This is a genomic window from Brevundimonas sp. UYEF29, from assembly GCF_040546195.1.
In the GTDB taxonomy this organism is placed as follows: domain Bacteria; phylum Pseudomonadota; class Alphaproteobacteria; order Caulobacterales; family Caulobacteraceae; genus Brevundimonas; species Brevundimonas huaxiensis.
Genome location: NZ_JBEPNH010000003.1, coordinates 450,235 through 472,586, shown reverse-complemented (window position 1 = coordinate 472,586; position 22,352 = coordinate 450,235). Strand labels below are relative to the sequence as shown.

18 protein-coding genes and 1 pseudogene are annotated in these 22,352 nt (G+C 64.5%); 9 read left to right on the top strand and 10 right to left on the bottom strand.

What is annotated here, in order from left to right:
• Positions 1-24: 24 nt before the first annotated feature.
• Genes ABIB58_RS07810 through ABIB58_RS07800 form a run of 3 tightly spaced genes read right to left on the bottom strand, consistent with a single transcriptional unit; the run spans position 25 to position 4,060 of the window.
• Positions 25-1,863 carry a ThiF family adenylyltransferase gene (locus ABIB58_RS07810; protein ID WP_017504351.1) on the bottom strand — a complete coding sequence of 613 codons (1,839 nt, stop codon included), beginning with the start codon at positions 1,861-1,863 and terminating at the stop codon, positions 25-27.
• Positions 1,856-2,857, bottom strand: a complete 1,002-nt coding sequence (locus ABIB58_RS07805) for a cyclic GMP-AMP synthase DncV-like nucleotidyltransferase (protein ID WP_354040128.1) — start codon at positions 2,855-2,857, stop codon at positions 1,856-1,858. Before ABIB58_RS07805 ends, ABIB58_RS07810 begins: the two co-directional genes overlap by 8 nt.
• Before the next feature lie 48 nt (positions 2,858-2,905).
• Positions 2,906-4,060: a patatin-like phospholipase family protein gene (locus ABIB58_RS07800; protein ID WP_200216360.1), complete on the bottom strand. Its 1,155-nt coding sequence runs from the start codon at positions 4,058-4,060 to the stop codon at positions 2,906-2,908.
• Between the two features lie 93 nt (positions 4,061-4,153).
• On the opposite strand from ABIB58_RS07800, the gene ABIB58_RS07795 reads away from it, so the two are divergent.
• The 9 genes and pseudogenes from ABIB58_RS07795 to proA all read left to right on the top strand — a co-directional run.
• The gene (locus tag ABIB58_RS07795; protein ID WP_051034347.1) at positions 4,154-5,101 is read left to right on the top strand and encodes a helix-turn-helix transcriptional regulator; all 948 of its coding nucleotides are present in this window, start codon (positions 4,154-4,156) and stop codon (positions 5,099-5,101) included.
• A 133-nt stretch (positions 5,102-5,234) separates the two neighbouring features.
• Entirely contained in the window at positions 5,235-5,840 is a 606-nt protein-coding gene (locus tag ABIB58_RS07790) for a hypothetical protein (RefSeq protein ID WP_155965882.1), read from the top strand.
• The gene (locus ABIB58_RS07785) at positions 5,824-6,174 is read left to right on the top strand and encodes a hypothetical protein (RefSeq protein ID WP_200216358.1); all 351 of its coding nucleotides are present in this window, start codon (positions 5,824-5,826) and stop codon (positions 6,172-6,174) included. Before ABIB58_RS07790 ends, ABIB58_RS07785 begins: the two co-directional genes overlap by 17 nt.
• An 81-nt stretch (positions 6,175-6,255) precedes the next feature.
• Positions 6,256-6,507: a DUF3489 domain-containing protein gene (locus ABIB58_RS07780; RefSeq protein WP_234287969.1), complete on the top strand. Its 252-nt coding sequence runs from the start codon at positions 6,256-6,258 to the stop codon at positions 6,505-6,507.
• Positions 6,507-6,920 (top strand): DUF2924 domain-containing protein, encoded by a 414-nt coding sequence (locus tag ABIB58_RS07775; RefSeq protein ID WP_017504358.1) that lies wholly within the window; start codon positions 6,507-6,509, stop codon positions 6,918-6,920. The genes ABIB58_RS07780 and ABIB58_RS07775 overlap by 1 nt, the downstream gene beginning before the upstream one ends.
• A complete protein-coding gene (locus tag ABIB58_RS07770; RefSeq protein ID WP_017504359.1) occupies positions 6,917-8,527 on the top strand; it encodes a recombinase family protein in 1,611 nt (536 codons plus the stop codon). The genes ABIB58_RS07775 and ABIB58_RS07770 overlap by 4 nt, the downstream gene beginning before the upstream one ends.
• 478 nt (positions 8,528-9,005) lie before the next feature.
• Positions 9,006-10,340 (top strand): tyrosine-type recombinase/integrase, encoded by a 1,335-nt coding sequence (locus ABIB58_RS07765; protein WP_191554966.1) that lies wholly within the window; start codon positions 9,006-9,008, stop codon positions 10,338-10,340.
• Positions 10,341-10,488: 148 nt separating this feature from the next.
• Positions 10,489-11,829 carry a hypothetical protein gene (locus ABIB58_RS07760; RefSeq protein WP_191554967.1) on the top strand — a complete coding sequence of 447 codons (1,341 nt, stop codon included), beginning with the start codon at positions 10,489-10,491 and terminating at the stop codon, positions 11,827-11,829.
• A gap of 294 nt (positions 11,830-12,123) precedes the next feature.
• Positions 12,124-12,417, top strand: a pseudogene (gene proA / locus ABIB58_RS07755) (glutamate-5-semialdehyde dehydrogenase); the annotation flags it as partial.
• A 97-nt stretch (positions 12,418-12,514) separates the two neighbouring features.
• Here the strand turns inward: proA and ABIB58_RS07750 are convergent.
• The 7 genes from ABIB58_RS07750 to ABIB58_RS07720 all read right to left on the bottom strand — a co-directional run bounded on the left by ABIB58_RS07750 (position 12,515) and on the right by ABIB58_RS07720 (position 22,345).
• Positions 12,515-14,944: a membrane-bound PQQ-dependent dehydrogenase, glucose/quinate/shikimate family gene (locus ABIB58_RS07750; RefSeq protein WP_039247742.1), complete on the bottom strand. Its 2,430-nt coding sequence runs from the start codon at positions 14,942-14,944 to the stop codon at positions 12,515-12,517.
• A gap of 283 nt (positions 14,945-15,227) precedes the next feature.
• Positions 15,228-16,583 (bottom strand): IS1380-like element ISKpn23 family transposase, encoded by a 1,356-nt coding sequence (locus ABIB58_RS07745; RefSeq protein WP_003168745.1) that lies wholly within the window; start codon positions 16,581-16,583, stop codon positions 15,228-15,230.
• Positions 16,584-16,651: 68 nt separating this feature from the next.
• Positions 16,652-17,500, bottom strand: a complete 849-nt coding sequence (locus ABIB58_RS07740) for a hypothetical protein (RefSeq protein WP_354040120.1) — start codon at positions 17,498-17,500, stop codon at positions 16,652-16,654.
• Between the two features lie 127 nt (positions 17,501-17,627).
• On the bottom strand, positions 17,628-19,064 hold the full coding sequence (locus ABIB58_RS07735) for an aldehyde dehydrogenase family protein (protein WP_191554969.1): 1,437 nt from the start codon (positions 19,062-19,064) through the stop codon (positions 17,628-17,630).
• Positions 19,065-19,095: 31 nt separating this feature from the next.
• A complete protein-coding gene (locus tag ABIB58_RS07730; protein WP_191554970.1) occupies positions 19,096-20,742 on the bottom strand; it encodes an acetolactate synthase large subunit in 1,647 nt (548 codons plus the stop codon).
• 569 nt (positions 20,743-21,311) lie between these two features.
• Complete coding sequence (locus ABIB58_RS07725) at positions 21,312-21,977, bottom strand: SDR family NAD(P)-dependent oxidoreductase (protein ID WP_224761173.1); 666 nt, start codon at positions 21,975-21,977, stop codon at positions 21,312-21,314.
• Positions 21,869-22,345, bottom strand: a complete 477-nt coding sequence (locus tag ABIB58_RS07720; protein WP_291537832.1) for a hypothetical protein — start codon at positions 22,343-22,345, stop codon at positions 21,869-21,871. The genes ABIB58_RS07725 and ABIB58_RS07720 overlap by 109 nt, the downstream gene beginning before the upstream one ends.
• Positions 22,346-22,352: the final 7 nt, after the last annotated feature.

Below are 22,352 nucleotides of genomic sequence, written 5' to 3'. Positions count from 1 at the left end.
GTAGAGAACTACTGACTAAGGCGATTAAGCAGCCACATTTTCAGCGGCATCTCCGCACGCCTTACAGGCTGAGGCGGACCAGGGCCGGTCGACCGTGCGAACGCCGTCGCCAGTTCCGCCGAATGCGGCTTGCCAATCCGCGGTCAATCGCCCGCCGAGGGCGGCGATGCGTCGCTCCGATGCGACAAACACCCGGCTGAAAGATTGTTCCGGGGGACGCAGTATGGAATCGAGCGCGACCTCGGCGATCATCGCCGTCACATACGCCAGTTCCACCGGCCCATAAGGCTGATAGTGGGCGCCGCAGGCCGGCTCCTCGTGATTGGCGTCACCGCCATCCGGCCATTCGACGACCGTGAGGTCCGGGGCGCCGGTGCGCCCGATATGGCATTGAAGGCAGCCGTCGATTTTACCGACGACGACGGCGTGTCCCGCGCAAGCATGGGCTTCGGTCCAGCCATAGAGGATGGGTCGCACGCGCCCTTGGTGCAGATGCCAGCGGTTGAGCGCGCTCTCGGCGACCCAATTTCCGGTCGCCGCGACGATCAGATTGGCTTCAGCGAGCAGATCGGCGTGGTGCGAGATCAGGTGATGCAGAGTGCAGGCGCGATGTTCGATGAGCAGATGCGGGTAGTCGGCTTGGAGGCGCTGGGACAAGGCTTCGGCCTTATTGCGTCCGACGTCGGTCGCGCCGAGCGGATGGCGTCCGACGTTCGGCCAGCTCAGCGGCTCCGGATCGACCAGCACGATGCGCCCGACGCCCGCCTGGGCGAGAGCGCAGGCGACCGGGCCTCCTACCGAGCCGCAGCCGACCACCACGACCGTCGCCCCGAGAAGCCGGCGCGTGCGGGGATCCTGGCCGCGTCCGTGCACCCAGGCGGCGTCGGCGCGCTGCACGAGGGCCCGAACAACCGGGACGGCGCCGAAGAAGCGCCCCAACAGGAGCGGCTGCGGCGTCTGACCCGGCCGGAACCCCACGGAAAGCGGCTCGGCCGGGGGGCGCGGCCGCCCCTTACGCTGCTTTGGATTGGGCGCCTTCACCCCGATCAGCGCGGTGCCCCCACGTCCGACGGCCCCCAGCAGCGCCAGCACCTCGTCGGGCTCGCCGATCGCAGCCTGCTCCAGAACCTGCTTCGTATCCTCGCCGATCCGTCCGGCGAGCGTGTGGAGGTCTTCCGCAGTCTCCGGATATTCGGCGGGCAGCGGCGGCTGGTCGAGCCACAGGAAGGCGGCCGCCTCGGTCTTTACAGCCACCTTGTCGCCGAAGCGGCGATGCACCCATTCGGCCAGGGCGTCGTGGTCCTCGCCTACGACCTCAAGTCCCTTGCCGCGCCAAACCCGCACGAGCCGCGACGGCGGACCGGGCGTGATCAGGCTGAACAGGGTCTGGCCGCGATCCTGGGCCCTGTAGCCCCAGTAGGTGACGAACTCCTCGCGGAAATCGCATTCGACGATAGCGCCCTCCAGCAACTCTTCAACCAATCGGACCGAGCGATTCAGAAGGTCCATGGCGACCTCCGACGGGTCGTCAGGATCCCATTCCGCCAAGTTCGGCAAGAGGCACAGAACGCCGTCGCCCTCGACATGGGGCCAGGTCATCGGCTCGGGGTGATCGACCAGCGCGGTCCTGACCGGCGTCGTCGGGAAATTCGCGCCGGCCACCACATCGATGCGCCGCGTGACCCCGTCGGAGAAGAGGACGTTGATGCGCCAGGCGGCGACGATCCAGTCGCGACTGGGATAATTGCTGGCGATGGTCGCCGGATCGAGTCGCTCGGGCGCCTGGCCTGCACGCTCGCGCAGCGCCGTTTCAAGACGAAGGGCCGCCTGTCGCCAGCTCAGCGAAAGGGCCGCATTAGGCATGGCGACCTCCGCCGGCGCTGCTCACCGCCTGCGCCGCCCCCGCCGTCGCGCTCAACAAGGCGGCCGCGCTGATGATGGCCGGCGCGGCCACGGAGGCGCGCTGTTCCTCCTCCAGCCGCTCGCTGAAGAAGGTGGTGGCGAATACCTTGTCCCAGCACTTTAGCGCCTTCTCGCGCGTACAGTCGGCGTCGAAGAGCGGGGCGAGCGTGTCGATCGCCTCGGTCAGCTTCTCGCGAAAGCAGCGCGCTTTGGCGTCGTCGGGCCCGCTCGTGATGTAGTCGCCGGGAGTCACCGGATGGGCCACCTGGAGATTCCAGTCCAGTCGGTCGCGGATGGCGACCATGGTGTCGTAGAGGGCGCGGTCCTCGCTGGTGTTCGCCCGGAACTTCTCGGTCGTCAAAACCGAGATGCCGAACCCGCTGAGGATCGAACCGCGCCAGCTATACCGGCTGCGGGCGAACTTCTTCAGGTCGCGATTGACGCGGCGCAGCTGGACCCCGTCGGAGGACGCCGCGCGTTCGTCTTCATACCAGTCCGAAACATCGCGGGCGTCCGAGCGCTTCCAGCCGCTGCTCGCCGCCAGCTCATAGTGCACCTCCTCGCCGAATGCGGTTTCGGTCACCACGCGCCGATAGACGGGCAGATCGACGTGGTAACCCTTCTCGTAGAAGACACGCACGCAGTTCGAGCGGACCTCCGGGGCGCGCTTGAACCGGCCGTCATCGACCGCGTCTCGCACCATCTGGCGGGCCTGCAAGGTGGTCATCTCGGCACCGCGGTCGCCGACAAGATCGGCCTTGTGGAAGTAGACGCCGTCATCAATGTCGTAGTCGTTGTCCGGGTCGCGGCACATCGTCTTCATGGCGTAGCTGCCCTGCTTGACGAACTCGATCGGCTTCGGCTTTCCGGCCTTCGCCAGCCCGTCGCGCAGGCGCTTGCGGTTGGAGTCCTGGCGGTCGCGCATGGCGTCCTGCTCGGTCTTCGGCAGCGTCACGTCCTGATCGTGATATGCACGCACGTCTTTGGAACAATCGAACATCACCTATCCTTTCTGGTTGTCGGTGGCGGAGCGGGTCCAGACCGCGCCGGTCGCCGGCATCGCCGGCAGGTCATGCATGAGGCGGCAGATCATGCGGCCGTCCTCGCTGTTGGGATCGTCGCAGGCGCTCTTGGTCAGGTCGGCGTCGGTGTGGGCCTGACCGACAAGACGATCCATCGCCTCGGGACGGGTGTCGTCGAGCGCGAGATACGGCATCATGCTCGCGGGGACGGGCTTGTTGGGAAACCGCACCCGGCGGATCGAGCGTCCGCAGTTGCTGATGGCGTTGGTCAGAAGCCGCGCCATATGGTCGAAGGCGAACTCCTGCGCCGCGATACTGAGCGGCGCGACGTCGGCGCCAAGAGACCAGTCGAGCATGGACCGATGCGCGCTCTCGGCGTCGAGATGCTCGCCTTCCGGCCGAGGACAGGTGCCGAGCGAATAGATCTCGATCGGGCGGTCCGGCGGCGCAACCGTCAGCGCATCGACGAGCCCCACCATGATCGGATTGTTGGCCCACAGGCCACCATCGGCGAAGACCTGCTTGGGTCCGTCAGGCGCGTTCGGGTCAGTGATGGCGGCCAGGGAACGGTAGATGGGCGCCGCGCTGGTCGCCATGCAGACGTCCACCAGCGCATAGCGATCATCACGCACCCCGCTCTTCGGCGTCTTCTTGAACACCCAGGCCCGGTGCTCGCTCATCAGCACAGTCGGGACGGCGAGGGAAATCCCGCGCCCCTCGAAGACGTCCAGCATCGTCACATCGTCGAGGACGCCGTGCAGAGCCTCGCGCAGCGCCTTATCACCCTCGCGCACGAAGCGGCCGCCCTGACTGGCGCGGTAGATCGCACTGCGTTTGCCCGCGATGCGGTGCGGGAAGATCTTGGGGCCGTGTTCGCGGTAGAGCGTCACCACCTCGGTCATCGGCCGACCGACCGCGAGCGCGCAACCGACGATCGCGCCGGTGCTGGTTCCGGTGATCAGATCGAACCCCCGGCCGAGATCGAGGGCCTTCTCACCCCTGATTCTGGCGAACTGGTCGGTGAGACGCGCGAGAAAGGCGGCGGTGTAGATGCCCCGCATCCCGCCGCCATCTAGGCTCAGTACCCGGTAGGGTTGGCCAAGTCTCTGTTGTTGTTCGCTGTTTTCAATCATCATCAATCCGCGCCGCTGTGACGAAGTTGCTACCGCCGCCGTCCATCCATAAGATGTGGGAATGGTACCCTCATGCGTCAAGTAACTGGATGTGAGATGGGCAGAAAAATCGAGTTTGTAGGAGAGTTCTTTGTGGACAATGACGGCGAGCGGCTGCGATGGGGCGTGCGTCGGAGGCTCGAGTTCATCGATTTTCGGCTGTTTTGGGACGGTCGGTTCAACCGGAGCGACCTGTCCGCCACCTTCGGCATTTCGCCTCAGCAGGCCTCAGGCGATATCGCTCAATATGAGAAGATCGCGCCGGCCAATCTGCACTATGATCGCGGCGAGAAGGCTTACACGCGCACCAAGGCCTTCGCGCCAGCCTTCATCGGCGACACCATCGAGCGCTATCTGCTGCAGCTGGTGGCGATTGAAAATCGCTGGATGCGTCCGGACGACACCTGGTTCGACACCATACCCCCGGTGGAGGTCGTCACCTTGGGACGCCGCCCGACGGACCCGGCGGTGCTCTTGCGCGTGCTCGACGCGATCCGCAAGCGACAGGAAATCGATATCGCCTACGCCTCCCTGACCGGCTCAGTGCAACCCTCGAGGACCATCGCTCCCCATGCGCTCGCCCACAGCGCTGGGCGCTGGTACATCCGGTCCTGGTCGAAGGATCACAATGATTTCCGGGACTACAATCTCAATCGGATCCAAACCGTCAGCGATCAGCGGCCTGCGATGATCGACCCGACCCTAGATTTCGAGTGGGCGCATCAAATCAACCTCGACATCAGGCCCAACCCAGACCTGTCACCGGAGCGCCAAGCGGCTGTGGCGTCGGAGCACGGCATGACGGACGGTCGGCTGTTGCGGCCTTGTCGATTGAGCCTCAGCTTTTATTTGATGAGCGAGTATAATCTCGACGTCGAGCCAGGCGTTCTCAAACCTGAAAAACAACAAATCGTGTTGTTGAATCGAGACGAGGTAACTCAAGCGCGGGCCTCGGCGCGTCAAATGTCGATCGAAGCGCTGGCTCGCGCGGCCCAGGTGAACTGACCGCTATGGCAGAACGACGAACGCCTGATCGCCAACTACCAGTCACTCGCCCGTCATGGCGATAGCGGCCACCCTATTGTTCGGGAGCCTCGCGCGTGCCGATCACGCGGGGGGCTCCGACACCGACCTGTTGATGATCAATCTCGAAGACGAGACCCGCCATGTGTCAGCCGGGCATCTCTCGCTCTTCATCTATCCGTGGCGCCAGTTGGAAAACGACGCCCGTACGGGCGATCTTTTTGTCTGCCACCTCGTTCACGAAGCCAAGCCGCTCGTCGATCCAGACGGGTATCTTCTGCAGCTCCAGCAGGCGTTTAGTTTTCGCGCGAGTTACCAAGACGATATCCAACGGGCGGCGGATCTCGGCTGGTATTTGGTGCATTTCGGGGATGATCTGAATTCAGCCCTACTTGCCAAGAGAGTGTTGTGGTGCGTTCGGACGATCCTGATTGCGCGAAGCGCGGAACGGCGAGCGCCGGTTTTTGCGCCGAATCGACTTGCGGAAGAAACAGGGTCAGAAGCGGCGCGTGAGATATTGCTGCGTCGTCATGACCAGCGCGACGGCACAAGCATTCGGCGGCTGCTTCGGTCCTTTCTGAAGGCGGAGGCGCCACCGCCGGACGACTCGGTTGATCAGAGTCGCGCGAGGTTCTTCGAACGATTTGTGGCGACATCGAACAAGGTCGCGCTGCAGACCCTGCGTCAGGAGGAAGAGCGCCGGGGTGATTACACCGGTTAATGGGCAACAGCGCGGTCTGAAGGTCCGGTTCGCATCGCGACACCAATTTCCGATGGTGGCGCCAACCCGTCTTTCCCTGCGGCTCGCCCTCGACTTCCTGACCGAAGGAAGCCGTGTGGAGGCCATGACCAAGAGTGAAGACGAGAACCCCCGATCCCGGCATTTGGAAGACCTCATGCTGTCGGCGATCTGGACGCGGCTGGAGCAGGCGGGGGACCTGGCCACGGCCTCCGACGTGATGGACGCCCTGCCAGATGTGGCGGCGCTCGCGGATGAGACGGCCATATTAGCCCGTGCCCTGGAACTCCTCCGGCGGACAGAATCCGAAGGCTGAGATTTCTCATTCTTCCATTGGACTTGGCGGCGGAAGGAAGCGTTGGTCGCTCCACCGCAACGGTGCGGATGGAGAGAAATGATGAACGAGAACAATGTGAAACCCGCTGGCGAAGCTGCATTGAAGCCCGCGCGCGTCAGCAAGATCAGCCAGGTGGTCGCGCTTCTGCGCCGCCCCGAAGGCGCGACGGCGGCTCAGATCATGGCGGCGACCGGCTGGCAGGCCCACAGCGTGCGCGGCGCCATCGCCGGGCAGATTCGCAAGAAGTTGGGCCTGACGGTCGCGACCGAGAAGGTCGAGGGCCTGACCGTCTATCGCATCAGGGCCGCCTGATGACGGAAGACACAGTGACCCTGGAAGGCTTGCGGGCGGAGTGGCGGGAGAAGTTCATGACCGCCCCACCCAAGCTCCGATCCCGCGATCTGATGGCGCGGGAAATCGCCTATCGCGAACAGGTCGCCCGCGAGGGTGGCCTGTCCCGGACGATGGAACAGCGCCTGGCCAAGCTGGCCGAGCGGTTCGCCGAGGACGAGGCTTACCAGCCGTCCCAAGCTCCGAGGATCAAACCCGGCAGCTGCTTCGTGAAGGACTGGCGAGGCGAACGCCATGAGGTCTGGGTGAAGGAGGAAGGCTTCAACTACCGGGGTCGGGATTTCGCCTCCCTCAGTCAGGTCGCCTTCGCCATCACCGGCACCAAGTGGAACGGACCGGCCTTCTTCGGTCAGAGGAAAGCGGGGCGGCCATGAAAGCCCTCCGCTGCGCCATCTACACCCGTAAATCCACCGAGGAGGGGCTGGAACAGGGCTTCAACAGCCTGCACGCCCAGCGGGAGGCCTGCGAGGCCTATGTCCTGTCCCAGGCCGGCGAGGGCTGGCAGGCCCTACCCAGGGAATATGACGATGGCGGCTATTCCGGCGGCAGCATGGAGCGGCCGGGGCTGAAGCAACTCATGGCCGACATCGCCAAGGGCGAGATCGACATCGTGGTGGTCTACAAGGTGGACCGCCTGACCCGGTCGCTGCCGGACTTCGCCAAGATGGTGGAGGCCTTCGACACCAGGGGCGTCAGCTTCGTCTCGGTGACCCAAGCCTTCAACACCACCAACAGCATGGGGCGCCTGACGCTGAACGTGCTGCTGTCCTTCGCCCAGTTCGAACGGGAGGTCACGGCGGAGCGTATCCGGGACAAGATCGCGGCGTCCAAGGCCAAGGGCATGTGGATGGGCGGGCCGCCGCCGCTGGGATACGATGGCGTGGACCACAGGCTGATCCCGAACGCCGATGAGGCGCCCACGGTCAGGATGATCTTCGAGAGATACCTCGAACTGCGCTCGGTCCTGGAACTGCAGGCCGAACTGAAGCGACAGGGCGTTCGATCCAAGCTCCGGACGACCAAGGCCGGCAAGGTTCGGGGCGGGGCGGTGATCAGTCCCGGCGCCTTGCGGCTGATCCTGATGAACCCCGTCTACAAGGGCGCGCTCAGGCACAAGGAGAAGCTGGTCGAGGGGGCGCACGAGGCGATCGTGCCTCCCGAGACCTGGGAGGCTGTGAACGCGGCTTTGACGCGGCGCAGCCAATCACTCGCCGAGGATCGCGCCCGGGGAACCAGCGGCCTACTCTGCGGCATCCTGAAGGATGACCGGGGTCATACGATGCGGCCGGTCCACACCAAGGGCAAGGCTGGCCAGCGTTACCGGTTTTACTCCTCGGTCGCCCTGGAAAATGGAAGGAAGGACGAGGTCGGCAGCGTCGGTCGAATCGCCGCCGGGGTGATCGAGGCCTTTGTCGCCAACGGGATCCTACCGGCGCTCGATCCAGCCTGGAGGCTGGACGCCGATCCCGACCAGCGACTGAGGAGCGCCGTAACCAGGGTCACCCTCGGCGAGACGCAGGTTCGTATCCTGACGGCCAAGGGGTCGATTCCCAGAGACCGGATGATCCAGGGCGCTGAACGACAGGAGCGAGCCGATGGCGAGACGGAATGGATCCTGCCCGTGCGGCTGAAGCATCGGCACAACGCCGTACTGATCGAGGCGGAAGGACAATCCCCAACGGCGGCCAATCGGATCGATCGCGCCCTGGTCAGGGCCGTCGCCATGGCCAGGCGATGGACGGCCGACCTCAGGACCGGTCGTCATGGATCGACCGCCCAACTGGCCAAGGCCGAGAATCTCTGTGTTCGTTATCTCGGCCAGATCCTGCCCCTGGCCTACATGGCGCCGGACCTGGTGGAGCAGATCGTCGCGGGGCGTCAGCCCCAGGCCCTGTCACTCGGCGCCTTGATCGCCCGCCCCTTCCCGATGGACTGGAACGAGCAGCGCAGGCTGTTCATGGCCATCGGCGCGGTCGGCTAGACCCGACCCTTCCTCACGATCGGAGACTTAAATCCCGCCGCCGGTCCTCCGGCGGCGGCCCGGTTCGGGCTAACCTTTCTCCGCGAACACCGGCGGCCAAACCCGGAAGTGGAAATGTGGGCCTGGAGAATGGGGCGGGGAACAGCCGACCAAACCGCGCGGGAATCCTCTCCACGGCGGGATTGGCGTCCGGGTTAACCGTCTAACTGTCTGAAAAGAGTGGCCAGTCTCCCCCTTCCCCGGCTGGCCGGTGAAAGGGGGAGACTGATTGGTGGAGCTTAGCGGAGTCGAACCGCTGACCTCTTGCATGCCATTAGGATAATGTTCCTATTTCATGCCTTTTCAGGTCATCTCATTCTGTTCCAACTTACGGAAAAGATTGTAGAAATCCTGTTTTCCGGTACGATGTGCAAATGGCGGAAACAGGTAGCAAATCGCACTTTCTGCTACCCATACGCTACCTTTTTTGGGCCGTTCGATGCCGAAACTGACGAAGAAACTTATTGAAAACCTAGAACCCGCAGCCGCCGAGTTCTGCGTGTGGGACACCCAGGTCACAGGCTTTGGAGTTCGCGTCAGGCCCGGAGGCGGACGCAGCTATGTCCTCTTTTATCGACTGGGAGGCCGGTTCCGGAAGCTCACCCTTGGCAAGGCCGACGGAGGGTATGGTCTTGATGAGGCGCGTGACCGGGCGATCGAGAAACTTCAGGACGTGAGGGACGGGGTCGATCCCCAAGCCCAGAAGGTCGCCGACAGGAACGCGCTGACCGTGGAAGCGCTGACCGACCTCTATCTCGAGCAGGGACCCGCGCTGAAGCCGAATAAGAAGGACTCAAGCTGGGAGACGAACCGCATCATGTTCGATTGCCACATCAAGCCGCTGCTCGGCCGGCATCTCGCCCGCGACGTCACCGCGATGGATGTGTCGCGGATGCAGTTCGACATCTCTCAGGGCAAGACGGCCAGAAACGTCATGCTTGGACACCGTCGTCGGTCGAAGGTGAGGGGCGGCAAGCGCGTGGCCGCGATGGCGGTGATCACGCTCGGGGCGGTCTACGAGTTCGCGATTAAGGCCGAGTATCTCCAGAAGAACCCGACCAAAGGCGTCGAAAGGTTCAAAACGATCCGAAAGGAGCGATACCTATCCGAGCGGGAAATTGCCGCGCTCGCCGAGGCCTTGGCGGAGTTTGAGCGCGAGGACGAGCGCTACGCCGTCATGGCCGACTCGGTGCGCCTGCTGATGCTGACCGGGTGCCGCAAATCGGAAATCCTGACGCTGCAATGGGACTTCGTCGACTGGTCCAAGGGCTGCCTGCGCCTCCCCGAGTCAAAGACTGGGGCCAAGGTCGTGCCGCTGGCCGACGATGCGATCGCGGTGCTCCGGCGTCGTTGGGACGAGACCCGAGCTCCCGAGGCGTCGAGGGGCCACAACTCGGGGGACACGACGCCGGCGCTTGGCACGGGATCGCCCTGGGTGCTGCCCGCCCTGAAGGGAGACGGCCACTTCGTCGGCCTCCCCAATCTGTGGACCAAGGTCAAGGCAAGAGCGGATGCGATCCTGCATCGGCGGATCCACGACCTGGGCGGCGACCTTCGCGAAGTCCGGTCATTAACGACCGTCCGACTCCATGACCTCCGGCACAGTTTCGCGAGCTTCGCCATCGCGGATGGCGCGTCACTGTTCCTCGTCGGAAAGGTTCTCGGCCATAAGCAGGCGAGGACGACCGAGATCTACGCGCACCTGAGCGATGATCCGCTGAAGCTTGTGGCGAACAAGACGGCAGCGAGACTGAGCCAGGCCATGAGGTTCTAGCCGCTGCTCTATCATTGCCGCTTAAGCACCCTCCCTTACAGCTCCCAGCCGACAGTTAGACGGTCGCGGCCCGGAGGCAACAGGCCACTCACCCTCCGCCAACGAGAGGCCTCTTGCCCCGCCACAGCTTTAACGTTGATGGTGGGCTATGCCTTTCCCCGACCCAAACTGGATCGCGCCGCGCACGGGCCACGATTGGCGTGACGAAGACGTGCGCGCCGCGGTCGATTGGCTGAAAGGCTTCGTGCCGGTCAGTGAAATGGAGGGCCGGCTTGAGGTCCAGCGCGCTCACCTTGCGTCGGCGCTCGAAGCTTGGAAGCGAGGCCAACACGCCGATCCCTTTGATCCATCCGACGCCGCGGCGTGGTGGATCGTCCAGGGCGAGGCCTTCGCCGCCAACCGCGAGAGCTTCGTGCCGGACGCCATGGTTCGGTCTGTTCCCTACCTGAAGCGCCTCGGCCTGGAGTTGGGGCGATTGCGGGCGATACCGGGTGCCGAGGACCGGGCCGCGCGCCTGATGACGGGCGATCGGCGCCAGCCCGAGCCCGGCATTTATGAACTGCTGGTCGCCCTAGCCTGGAACAGGCATGGCTGGGACACCCGGTTCGTACAAGAAATCCGTGGCGGACCGCCGACCCCGGACTTGCATGCCTCCCGGGGCACTCGTCGCTGGGCCATCGAATGCAAGCGCCTCATGCCATCGGCCTACGCCATCAAAGAGCGTCAGCTTGGCTTGGCGCTCGCTGCGCCCGTCCATCGCCTGAGGGAGCGCCTGGACACGTCCTTCATCCTGACAATCGACTTCAAGGTCGAACTTCAGGACGTCCCGCCCGACTATCTCGTAAACCGGGTGGAGACGGCCCTTCGCGAAAAGCGGGCAGTCTGGTCCGATCAGGTCTCGGACGGTGCGATCGCCGCGCCGACCTGGCATCTGGCGCGCCGGGTCATGGCCCATGACGACGTGTTCTACGGGTCGAGCCGGATGATCGAACTGGTCTCCGGCAACTACGATCACGAAGCCGACCACAGCTTCTCGGCCCGGTGGCGCCCGGCGAAGAAGCGGCCAATCTACGCCCATACCATCTACCGTGTGAGCGTTGTGACCTGGACAAGTTCCTCGCCCGCCGCCATCCGGCACAAGGCCAAGCACTTCCGGCAGGTGGTTGCGAAGGCCGAGCGGCAGCTGCCGGCCGACCGGCCTGGTGTCGTCCACGTCGGCGTCGAGACCATGGGCGGACGCGACGTGAACACCGTCAGGCACGTTCGAAACATGGTAGAGGCCCACCAGTTCACGCCCGACAATCCGCGCTTCCGCTGGGTATACGCCAACTACTTGCGCCCTGAACTGACCACGGATCGAAATGAGACCTGGGCGCTGACGGAGTCGATGGCGCCCTACCGTATCGGCCGGCACGCGACGCCGTGGCCGCTTCCGGATCATCTCTTAGTAAGCGAGGAGGCCGAGTCGAGTCCTGGTCTTCGGTTCTGACCGGGGATGCGGATCGTATGAGCGCGCACCTAGGTCGATGTTTTCTTCGTTCCTGGTTTCAAGGCAAAGGTTCCGGCAACCACGCCCGCAGCAATGGTCGCGCTAGAAGTTGTGTCCAGATGGAGCATCGCCTCGCACGCCTTTAAAGGGGTATACGCCGACCCAATCATGGCCGTGATAAATGCCGACACTGGAGAGGCGGTTCAGGATGCCAATCTTGCCCTCGTCACTATCCTAGACGGACGCCTCAAGGCGGAGCGCGGAGCTTTCGATCAGTCTATTGCAGGTTTGACGATCAGCTCGGCTCTTGTCGATTCCGCTGTGCACCACATCGCCCGCTACGGCTCGGGCCACACCGAGGCTATCGTCACCGCCGACGCCGAGGCGGCCGAGCGTTTCGCCGCCCAGGTCGACAGCGCCATCGTCCTGGTCAACGCCTCCACCCAGTTCGCCGACGGCGGTGAGTTCGGCTTCGGCGGCGAGATCGGCATCTCCACCAACCGCCTGCACGCCCGCGGCCCCGTCGGCGCCGAGCAGCTGACCACCTACAAATACGTCGTCCGCGGCCAGGGCCAGATCCGGCCGTGACAGCAGGAAGCCGGAGACGTCTCCGCCTCCGGCTCCTCGCCGTTCACCTCATCCGGGCCTCAAGCCGCGCGAAGCGCGATGGGCCCGCAGAGCAATCCTATGCTCTGCCCTCGGGCAGAGCATAGGCGATCACATAGTCGCCTTCCGGCGTCTCCATGAAGTGATGGCCGCCGGCCATGATGACCAGGTATTCGCGGCCGTTCTGCTCGTAGATCATGGGGTTGGCCTGGCCGCCCGCGGGCAGGACGTCGGACCAGACGGTCTTGCCGGTCTCGATGTCGATGGCGCGGATCAGGTCGTCGGTCGCCGCGGCGATGAAGATCAGGCCGCTGGCCGTCACCACCGCGCCGCCGTTGTTGGGCGTGCCGATCTCCAGCGGAAGCATCGAGGGGATGCCCCACGGGCCGTTCTTGCGCGCCGTGCCGAACGGACGGTCCCACAGGGTCTGGCCGGTACGCATGTCGATGGCGGTGATCCCGCCATAGGGCGGCTCCTTGCACAACAGGCCCGTCCACTTCACGCGCCAGCCGGCGTTGACGTCGATGGCGTAGGGCACGCCGATCTGCGGGTCGCCGGCGCCTTCGCCCTTGGACAGGCTGCCGCCGCGTTCGGCCGCTTCCTTCTGCTGGGCGATGTAGCGCGGGTCGTCGCGCGGGAACCAGCCCTTTGCATTGGCCTCGGCGCGCGGCACCAGCCGGTTGTAGTTGGGCATGTCGTTGTAGTTGGCCACGATCACGCCGCGCACGGGATCGACCGCCACGCCGCCCCAGTCCGAGCCGCCGTTATAGCCCGGATAGTTGATGTAGTGGTTGGTCGAGGGCGGGGTGTAATAGCCTTGATAGTTCGCCTTCTTGAAGTTGATGCGGCAGAACATCTGGTCGATCGGGGACATGCCCCACATGTCGGCCTCGACCAGGTTCGGCTTGCGCAAGGTGGCGAACAGCGAGAACGGCTGGGTCGGCGAACGCTGGCCCTGTTCGGTCCCGCCGGTGGTCGGCACCGGCCGTTCCTCGACCCGGTGCAGCAGTTGTCCGGTGGCGCGGTTGAAGACGTACATGTCGCCTTGCTTGGTCGGCACCAGCAGCGCCGGTACCACGCCCGCCGCCGTCGGGAAGTCGATCAGCGTCGCCTGCGAGCCGTGGTCGAAGTCCCACACGTCGTTGTGGACGGTCTGGTAGTGCCAGCGCGGTTTGCCCGTCGTCACGTCCAGGGCGACGATGGAGGTCGAATACTGCTTCTCCAGCGGGCGGCGCGAACTGGACCAGTAGTCGGCCGAGGAGTTGCCCATCGGCAGATAGACCAGACCCAGATTCTCGTCGACAGAGGCCGTCGTCCACATGTTGGGGGTGCCGGGCGTATAGGTCTCGCCCTCCGGCGGCAGGCCGTTGCGGTCCGGACGCATCATGTCCCAGGCGAAGCGCAGTTCGCCCGTCTCGACGTCGAAGCCCTGGATCACGCCCGAGGCGTTCCACCGCTTCTGGCCGTCCAGAACCTGGTGGCCCGTGACGATAACGCCACGCACGATGACGGGCGCCGAGGTGATCGACACCATGCCGGGATAGGGGTCGCCCATGCCGACCTTGATGCTGACCGCGCCGTTCTGGCCGAAGGCCGGGCACGGACGCCCGGTGCGGGCGTCCACGGCGATGATGCGGCCGTCCAGGGTGCCTTCGATGATCTTGACCGCGCAGGGTTCGGCCGGATTGGCGTTCGCCCGGGCATGATAGGCCACGCCGCGGCAGGCGGCCGTGTAGGGAATCTGGTCGTCGGCGACCTGCGGATCATAGGTCCACTTCTGCTGGCCCGTATTGGCATCCAGGGCGAACAGCTTGTTTCGGGCCGAGCACAGATAAACGGTGTCGCCGATCTTCAGCGGCGTGGTCTCCGCCCCCCACCGCTCGCCGGGCAGGTCGCCGGTGCGGAAGGTCCAGGCGCGTTCCAGGCGGCCGACGTTGTCCTTGTTGATCTGGGTCAGCGGCGTATAGCGCTGCGCGCTGTCGGTGCCGCCCCAGGCGGGCCAGTCCGCGCCCGTCTTCAGCAGGGCGGGATCGTTGTAGCTTCCGCGCGCGCCGGGCACCGGGTGGTCGATCTGCGCCTTGTTGGCCTGGGCGATGACGACGCCGAAGATCAGGGTCAGAACCGCCAGACCGGCCGCCGATCCGGCGGCCAGCCGCCCCGCGCCGCGCCGCAGCGCCGGCAGGGTCGCGATGACCAAGAACATCAGCACCAGCGGCCCGACCAGGCGCGGCACCAGGGCCCAACCGTTCAAGCCCTTTTCCCAGAAGGCCCAGATCAGCGTCGCCAAGAAGGTCGCGGCGTATATCCACGCCCCACGCACGTCGCGCAGCACCAGCAACACGCCCGAGGCGATAAGCGCCAGGCCAGCCAGGACATAGTACCAGGAGCCGCCCAGAGCGGCCAACTGCACCCCGCCGACGGTCAGGATCAGACCGATCACGGCCAGCAGGACGCCGAGAAGCAGGGTCAGCCAGCCTCCCAGACGGGTTGGCGTTGTCCATCGTGGCATGAGAGCCCCCTGAAACTGCGGATCAAGGAACGGCAACGCTGTCTCAGAGGCGGAGTTCCAAACATACATTCCCCAAGTGGCATGCCGTCTGACGTGAGTTTCGCCTGAATCCGACCGCAGGACAATCATTTTCCGTCCCGAGCGGCGTCGTCGGGCGCGCAAGGCGCTGAGACAGGGCAGATCGGCCCGCGAAGCCGCCGTGTTGTGCCCTGGTGGCGGTGTTTTTCAGCGCAGCGGACAGACCCATCCTGCCGTTTTCGTTCAGTTTGGGCGTGGATGGCGGTCATGCGCATAGCGGAGGCGCTCGCAATCGGCGGATGGCGGCGAGGATGGCGCGGACCATCGGACCGGTGACGGCCACCTCGGCCAGCTGGAAGGTGATGGCGCGGGCATGGCGGACGACACGTGCCCCGATCTTGATCAGCTTCAGTTGCAGGCTGGTCAACGACCAGTCGGCCATCGTCTCGGGCAACTCGATGCAGCGCAAGAAGATGGCCAGGTTGTAGGCCAGCGCATGCAGTTGCAGTCGCACCTCATTGTCGCGGAACTTCCGGCATGACAGCCGCGTCCAGTGGAAGGCATATTTACCTTCCTTGATGTGCTGCTCGGCGGTGCCGCGCTGGTTATAGAACCGCACCACCCAGTCGGGCTCCATCGGCAGGTTGGTGACGATGAAGCCGACACGCGGGAACAGTTCGCCCGGATGCCATTCGATCTTGGCGATCACCCGGCGTTCCTTGTCCCAGGATGCCGCCTGATACTCGAAGTCTTCGTAGAAGCGCTTGACCTTGGTCAGCGAAGGTCGCCCGACAGGGCGCGTCAGCCGATGCGCGATCTTCTCGCGCAGGACGTTGTTCGCAGGCAGCCGGATGGCGTAGAAGAATCGGGCTTCTTCCAGCCGCTCATAGATCGCGGGGATCGCGTAGGCGGCGTCAGCCCGGAAGAACCGGCCGCAAAGGTCGCGCTCCGCGTAGCGGGCGATGACGGGGTCGAGAACGTCCCGCCAGCCATCGGCGCTGTGGACGTTGCCATGGCGCAAGGCGCAGCGCTCCAGCATGCCGAACTGGTTGAACAAAAAGTTCGGGTGATAGCAGGTGCAGTCGAAATGCCCGTTCCAGGCCGCGCCCTCCTGATCGCCATGGGTGGGGCTGACCGAACTGTCCATGTCCAGAACGATGTACTTCAGCCCGTTACGGTCATGGAACCGGTCGATCCATTGGCCATTCAGGTCGGCCAGCGCGGCACGGTTCTCGGGCTGTGCCAGTGTCTCGGTCTCGAACCGTCCCATCTGCGAGGCCGAGGCCGCTTGCGCATCGACAGCCCTTCCACCCACGACCTGGCGCATCACCGGATCGAGGGCCAGGCGGTCGGCGTCGTTCACATCCTCGTATCCGGCCAGTCGCCCGAACACCGATTGCCGGAACAACCCGTCAAGCCGGTGGACCGTGTTCTTGCCGCGCCGGGTGTCGCGCAATGCTTTTGCCGCCAGATCGGACAGCCCGAGCGCGTCATCCAGCTCGCGCATCACCAGCAGGCCGCCGTCGGAACTGAGCTGCGCACCTCGGAACTCCACATGCACCCGGCGGTCGAACTCGACCCGATCTGCCCGCTTCGAACCCGCACCCTCTGGGTGATCCATCAAACGCGCCCCTCACGGCCATCAACACCATGATTTATATCGGAAATATTGAGATCCTGACAGCAAAATCAGCGATTTACTTGGGGAATGTGGGTTAAAGTACCTAGCGCGGGGAGGGCGGATGCCGCGAGCGGGGGGAGCCCATTGACGAAGAGTTCTCCAGTTTCCTTTCCAAGACGAAATACGCCTTGGAAAAGCTCACTAACCGCAGCCCATTGGGTTTCAAAAGGGCGTCCTGCGCGGGCCAAACGCAGCAGGTCGCCGAGTTCCCGATGGAGCCTGTGGAGAGCGTCGATCTCCTCCCACAGAAGCGGTTGAGATGCGTTTGAGGCTCCCGGAATGCTCCGATCACGGATCAGCCGTTCCAGACCTTCAAGAGCAATCGGCGCTAGCCGGACCACTCGTTGCGCTCGCGCTGTAAGCGGCATGTCAAAGTTATCGAACGGCTCATCCTCTGAGGAAGAAGGAGTTGGCTCGATCGCTACAGGAAGACTGCCTGGGAGGGGTGCAAATGGCGTGTCTTTGGGTTTGTCGGGCCAAAAGGTGCGAGCGTAGTTTGTTGATCTCGGGCGAAAAACGAGCTCCATGTATTCGCCGAGGGGTTCAAATGCCTCATGCACGTGGGCGATCTGCTCATCAATCGAAAGGCCAGTTCTGGCCAGATATCGCGTGAGCGCCGGCAGGTCCGCGCTGTCTTCGACGAAGTCTGGCACAAGGTCGGACATACCGGTGTCGCGCGTAAAATGCCGCCGGAGAAATGCGTAGGCGGGCTCGAGATTGACGCTTGGTTCGAGCAACGCGGTTTCGATAAGGTCCGTAAAAGCGAGCAGAAGATCCCAGTGGTCCTCAGGCATGTCTTCGACAGCCAACGTAAACCGCCCCATGTTCCGTCCTCGTATGGTGATGCGCTCCACCATACTTCGGAGTCGCAAGAGCGAGCTTATCCGAAGAGGCCGCCAGCCACGATCCGATCATCCAGTCGTCGGCCAAAGCGTCTCTGCCCCTGGCTTCCGGACTTCAACGCCGGATGTGGAGCGATGGCGACTACCCGTGCCTTCTGATCACCAGGTTGCGGATTTCGGTCATGTCTTCCATGGCGAACTTGACCCCCTCGCGTCCCAGCCCTGAATCCTTGACCCCGCCATACGGCATGTTGTCCACGCGATAGCTGGGAACGTCGCCGATGAGCACGCCGCCGACCTCCAGCACCTCCCAGGCCCGCATCGCCTTGTGGATGTCGCGAGTGAAGATACCGGCCTGCAGGCCGAACCGGCTGTCGTTGACCTCTTCCAGCGCAACCTCGAAATCGGAGAAACGGGACAGGATCGCGACCGGCCCGAACGCCTCCTCGTCGCGGATCTTCAGGCCCCGACCTACGCCCTCCAGCAGCGTCGCTTCCAACATCGCGCCCTGACGGCCGCCGCCGCACAGTAGGGTCGCGCCCGCAGCGGTAGCCTCGGCGATCCAGCTCTCAAGCCGGCGCGCCTCCCCCTCGTCAATCATGGGGCCGATGAAGACGTTCTCGTCCAGAGGATCGCCAGAGACGAGCGCGCGGACCTTGGTGACCAGCATGTCCCGCAAGGCCTCGTAGATGTCCTCGTGGATCAGGATGCGCTGCACGCCGATGCACGACTGCCCCGACTGGTAAAAGGCCCCGAAGATGATCCGGTCCGTGGCGTCCGCCAGATCGGTATCGCGATCGACGATCACCGCAGCATTGCCGCCGAGCTCCAGCACCACCTTCTTCTTGCCGGATCTGGCCTTGAGGGCCCAGCCCACCTCGGGCGAGCCCGTGAACGAAAGCAGCTTCAACCGGTCGTCGGTGGTGAATAGATCCGCGCCGTCGCGGGTCGCCGGCAGGATGGAGAAAGCGCCTTTGGGAAGGTCGGTCTCGGCCAGCACCTCGCCGATGATCAAGGCGCCCAGCGGCGTCCTCGACGCAGGTTTCATCACGAAGGGGCAGCCGACGGCCAGCGCCGGGGCGATCTTGTGCGCCGCAAGGTTCAGAGGGAAGTTGAACGGTGAGATGAAGGAGCAGGGGCCGATCGGAACGCGCTTCCACATGCCTTGATATCCTTTGGCGCGGGCGGAGATGTCCAGCGGCTGGACCTCGCCGGTCATGCGCACGGATTCCTCGGCCGCGATGCGGAAGGTGTCGATCAGTCGGCTGACCTCGCCGCGCGAGTCCCGGATCGGCTTACCGGCCTCGATGCACAGGGCATAGGCCAGTTCGTCCGCCCGTTCCTGGAACCGAGTCACGCAATGGGCGAGGACCGCCTGGCGTTCGTAGGCCGCCATCTCGGCCATCGGACGCGTGGCCTGAACCGCCGCGCCGATGGCCTTGTCGATCGTCGCCGCGTCGGCCAGGGCGACCCTTGTCGCCACCTCGCCGGAGTATTTGTTGGTGACCTCGAGGTCCTGGTTCGGGCTCAGCGCCTCATTGGCCAGGTAGAGCGGATAGGACGTCTTCAGGGAGGGCAAAGGATCGCTCCGGCATAGGCTGGCGGTTGACCTAGAGCGCGGCGCTCAGGTCACGAATGTCAGTGTTCAGAATACGGTCGTTGTCGGCATAGTCGACCGGAACCTCCACCAGATGGACGCCCGGCGTATCGAGGCAGGCCCGCAAGAGGTCTGGCAGGCCTTCCGCGCTGGTCGCGCGGTGCCCGTGTGCTCCGTAGGACTCGGCGTATTTGACGAAGTCCGGATTGCCGTAGGTCAGACCCCAGTCGGCAAAACCCATATGCGCCTGTTTCCAGCGGATCATGCCGTAACTGTTGTCGTTGAGAACCAGAACGACCAGGTTGAGCCCCAGCCTGACGGCGGTTTCCATCTCCTGGCTGTTCATCATGAAGCCGCCGTCGCCGCAGACGGCCATGACCTTTCGCCCCGGGCAGATCATGGCCGACGCCATCGCCGAGGGCAGGCCGGCGCCCATGGTGGCCAGCGCGTTGTCCACCAGCATGGTGTTGGGCATGTAGGCCGGGTAGTTCCGGGTGAACCAGATTTTGTAGACGCCGTTGTCGAGGCAGACGATGCCGTCGTCCGGCATCACCTGCCGGATCTGGTCGACCAGGTATTGCGGATAGACCGGATAGCGCGTGTCACCCACCGAGGCGGCGGAATGCGCGATCTCGGCGCGCCGGAACCGCTCCATGTCCGCGAATGTCCAGTCGGCCTGCGGGTCAAGGGCTTCCTTCAGCTGCCAGATGGCGTTGGCTATGTCGCCGACCACCTCGATCTGGGGGAAATAGACAGGATCCACCTCGGCTGTGCGGAAGCCGATGTGGATCACGTCGCAACCCTCGGCAGTCATGAAGAAGGGCGGCTTCTCGATGACATCATGGCCGACATTGATGATGACGTCCGCCGCATCGACGACGCGATGAACGAAGTCGCCTGACGAAAGAGCGGCGCAGCCGAGATATTTCGGATTGCGCTCGTCGATGACGCCTTTGCCCAGTTGGGTGGTGATGAAGGGGATGCCGGTTTTCTCGACGAACTCGGTAAGCATCCGGCTGGTCATCTTGCGGTTGGCGCCCGCCCCGACGATCAGAAGCGGGGATTTGGCCCGCGCAATCCGGTCGGCCGCGATCTGGATCGACTTGGGGTCTGGAATGGGACGGCGCACCTGGCTCGCGGGGATCGGGCCGTTGTCGGTCTGTTCGCGGGCGACGTCTTCGGGCAGTTCCAGATGCGTCGCGCCGGGCTTTTCCTCCTGGGCCAGGCGCACGGCCTCGCGCACCCGGGCGGGGATGTTGTCGGCCGAGGCCAGTTGATGCGTGTATTTGGTGATCGGCCGCATCATGTCGACCACATCCAGAATCTGGAATCGTCCCTGTTTGGAGGACTTGATCGGCTTCTGGCCGGTGATCATCATCATTGGCATGCCGCCCAGCTGCGCATAGGCGGCCGTGGTGACGAGATTGGTCGCGCCTGGACCCAGCGTCGCCAGGCAGACGCCGACCTTGCCCGTGTGCCGGCCATAGGTCGCCGCCATGAATCCTGCGCCCTGTTCGTGGCGCGTGAGGATCAGCCGGATCTGTTTTGATCGGGACAGGCTGTCCAGAAGGTCGAGATTCTCCTCGCCCGGCACGCCGAATACGTATTCGACACCCTCCTGTTCGAGGCATGCGACGAACAGATCAGACGCCTTGGTCATGGAAACTCCGGGGTCAGGTGACGATCAACTCCCGGACTGGGGGGCCGGGCGTAGGTGGATCAACGATGGGGCGGTCAACCGACGCGCGATTGATCCTGTAGCTGGCGAACGGTGGCGCGGTCGCCCTGAAGCTCGACCGACTGCTGGCCGATCAGGTGGTTATACCGTCTCGAAAGTAGCGAGATAGGCGCTGAAGTGTGGACCGGCGTAGAAAAGGGATCCCGTTAGCTGTGTGGTCGGCGTCAATAAGGACCCCTGATCCCTGAAGCCTAACGGTGGCGGCTTGGCGGATAGCGCGCGCCGTTTGCTGAATGATCGGATCACGCTTCGCGGCCTGCTCGGTTGGCCGCAGAAAGCCACAGCCTTGCTTGCTGCTCCAAAGCAGACGTCGTGAAGCGCCGTTCTCAGTCCTTGAGGCATGGAGCGACCGGTAGGGATTCGATCCCAGAACCCGCGAGCCTTCCAACGCCAGATCGACGTTATAAACCGCTGCTCTGCGCCGCTACCGACGGCGTCGCCCGTGTCAACGCCCGCATCGGCAATGCGCCGATGCGGGCGTCTTTGACAGGCTAGGCGTTCGCGCCGCCGTCGACCGTTATAACCGTGCCGTTGATCATGCTGGCCGCCGGGCTGGCCAGGAAGGCGACGGCGTCGGCGATTTCGCGCGGGTCCGCATAGCGTCCCACGGACGACAGACCGCGCTGAAAATCGGCGCCTTCGCCGTCAGCCGGATTGGCCTCGGTATCGGTCGATCCTGGCGAGACGAGGTTCACGGTGACGCCGAGCGGACCAAGCTCCCGCGAAAGGCCGCGCGTGAAGGACAGTAGAGCCGATTTCGTCATGGCGTAGGCCGTCACCCCAGGGAAGGGGACCCGATCACCCAAGGCGGAGCCGATCGAGATGATCCGCCCGCCCTGACCGAGGTGCGGGATCGCGGCCTTGGAAAAGGCGACGGGTCCGCGAACATTCACGTCCATCAGGGTCTGGAATTGAGCGAGGTCCAGATCCGCGACGGGACCGGCTAGTCCGATGGCCGCGCTATTGACCAGGATGTCCAAGCCGCCGAGCGCATTGACCGTCTCAGCTACGGCGCTCTCGATGGCGTCGGTGTCGGCGCTGTCGGCCTTCACGGCGAGGCCGCGGCGCCCGACCTTCTGGATCGCAGCGACGACGCTGTCCGCGCGCTGCGGGGAGTTTTGGTAGGTGATGGCGACGTCCGCGCCGCGCTCGGCCAAGGCCTGAGCAATCGCAGCGCCAATAGCGGCATATAGCCCGGGGCCAGGACGACGGCGATGAAGCCGATATCGGTGGCGCTCACGGCCACGAGGTTGATCCACCAGCCCCGTGAACTGTTCCGCCAGTTCAGGACCACCGCGGCTACGATCGCTATCAGGGCGAAGCAGAGCAGGTTCCAGGCGTTCTGCAGAACTCGCGCGCGTTCCATGCCGTCCGCCATCTGCTGTCCGAGACTGTAGACCTTCCACGCCGCCTGAACGTGGAGCAGGCCCCAGATCACGTAGGCGACCGCGCCCGCCTTCGCCAGCCAGGCGGCGGCCGGGGCTGAGGAGGGGGGCGGGGCGGAGCGGGGGCGCTGAAGCGTCATGACGGTC

Coding starts and splice junctions, on each gene's coding strand:
- ABIB58_RS07790 (WP_155965882.1), top strand. CDS start 5,235: ATGATCAATCTCGAAGACGAGACCCGCCATGTGTCAGCCGGGCATCTC.
- ABIB58_RS07810 (WP_017504351.1), bottom strand. CDS start 1,863: ATGCCTAATGCGGCCCTTTCGCTGAGCTGGCGACAGGCGGCCCTTCGT.
- ABIB58_RS07740 (WP_354040120.1), bottom strand. CDS start 17,500: ATGGTGGAGCGCATCACCATACGAGGACGGAACATGGGGCGGTTTACG.
- ABIB58_RS07760 (WP_191554967.1), top strand. CDS start 10,489: ATGCCTTTCCCCGACCCAAACTGGATCGCGCCGCGCACGGGCCACGAT.
- ABIB58_RS07780 (WP_234287969.1), top strand. CDS start 6,256: ATGAACGAGAACAATGTGAAACCCGCTGGCGAAGCTGCATTGAAGCCC.
- ABIB58_RS07720 (WP_291537832.1), bottom strand. CDS start 22,345: ATGACGCTTCAGCGCCCCCGCTCCGCCCCGCCCCCCTCCTCAGCCCCG.
- ABIB58_RS07730 (WP_191554970.1), bottom strand. CDS start 20,742: ATGACCAAGGCGTCTGATCTGTTCGTCGCATGCCTCGAACAGGAGGGT.
- ABIB58_RS07800 (WP_200216360.1), bottom strand. CDS start 4,060: ATGATGATTGAAAACAGCGAACAACAACAGAGACTTGGCCAACCCTAC.
- ABIB58_RS07795 (WP_051034347.1), top strand. CDS start 4,154: ATGGGCAGAAAAATCGAGTTTGTAGGAGAGTTCTTTGTGGACAATGAC.
- ABIB58_RS07775 (WP_017504358.1), top strand. CDS start 6,507: ATGACGGAAGACACAGTGACCCTGGAAGGCTTGCGGGCGGAGTGGCGG.
- ABIB58_RS07765 (WP_191554966.1), top strand. CDS start 9,006: ATGCCGAAACTGACGAAGAAACTTATTGAAAACCTAGAACCCGCAGCC.
- ABIB58_RS07770 (WP_017504359.1), top strand. CDS start 6,917: ATGAAAGCCCTCCGCTGCGCCATCTACACCCGTAAATCCACCGAGGAG.
- ABIB58_RS07750 (WP_039247742.1), bottom strand. CDS start 14,944: ATGCCACGATGGACAACGCCAACCCGTCTGGGAGGCTGGCTGACCCTG.
- ABIB58_RS07745 (WP_003168745.1), bottom strand. CDS start 16,583: ATGGATCACCCAGAGGGTGCGGGTTCGAAGCGGGCAGATCGGGTCGAG.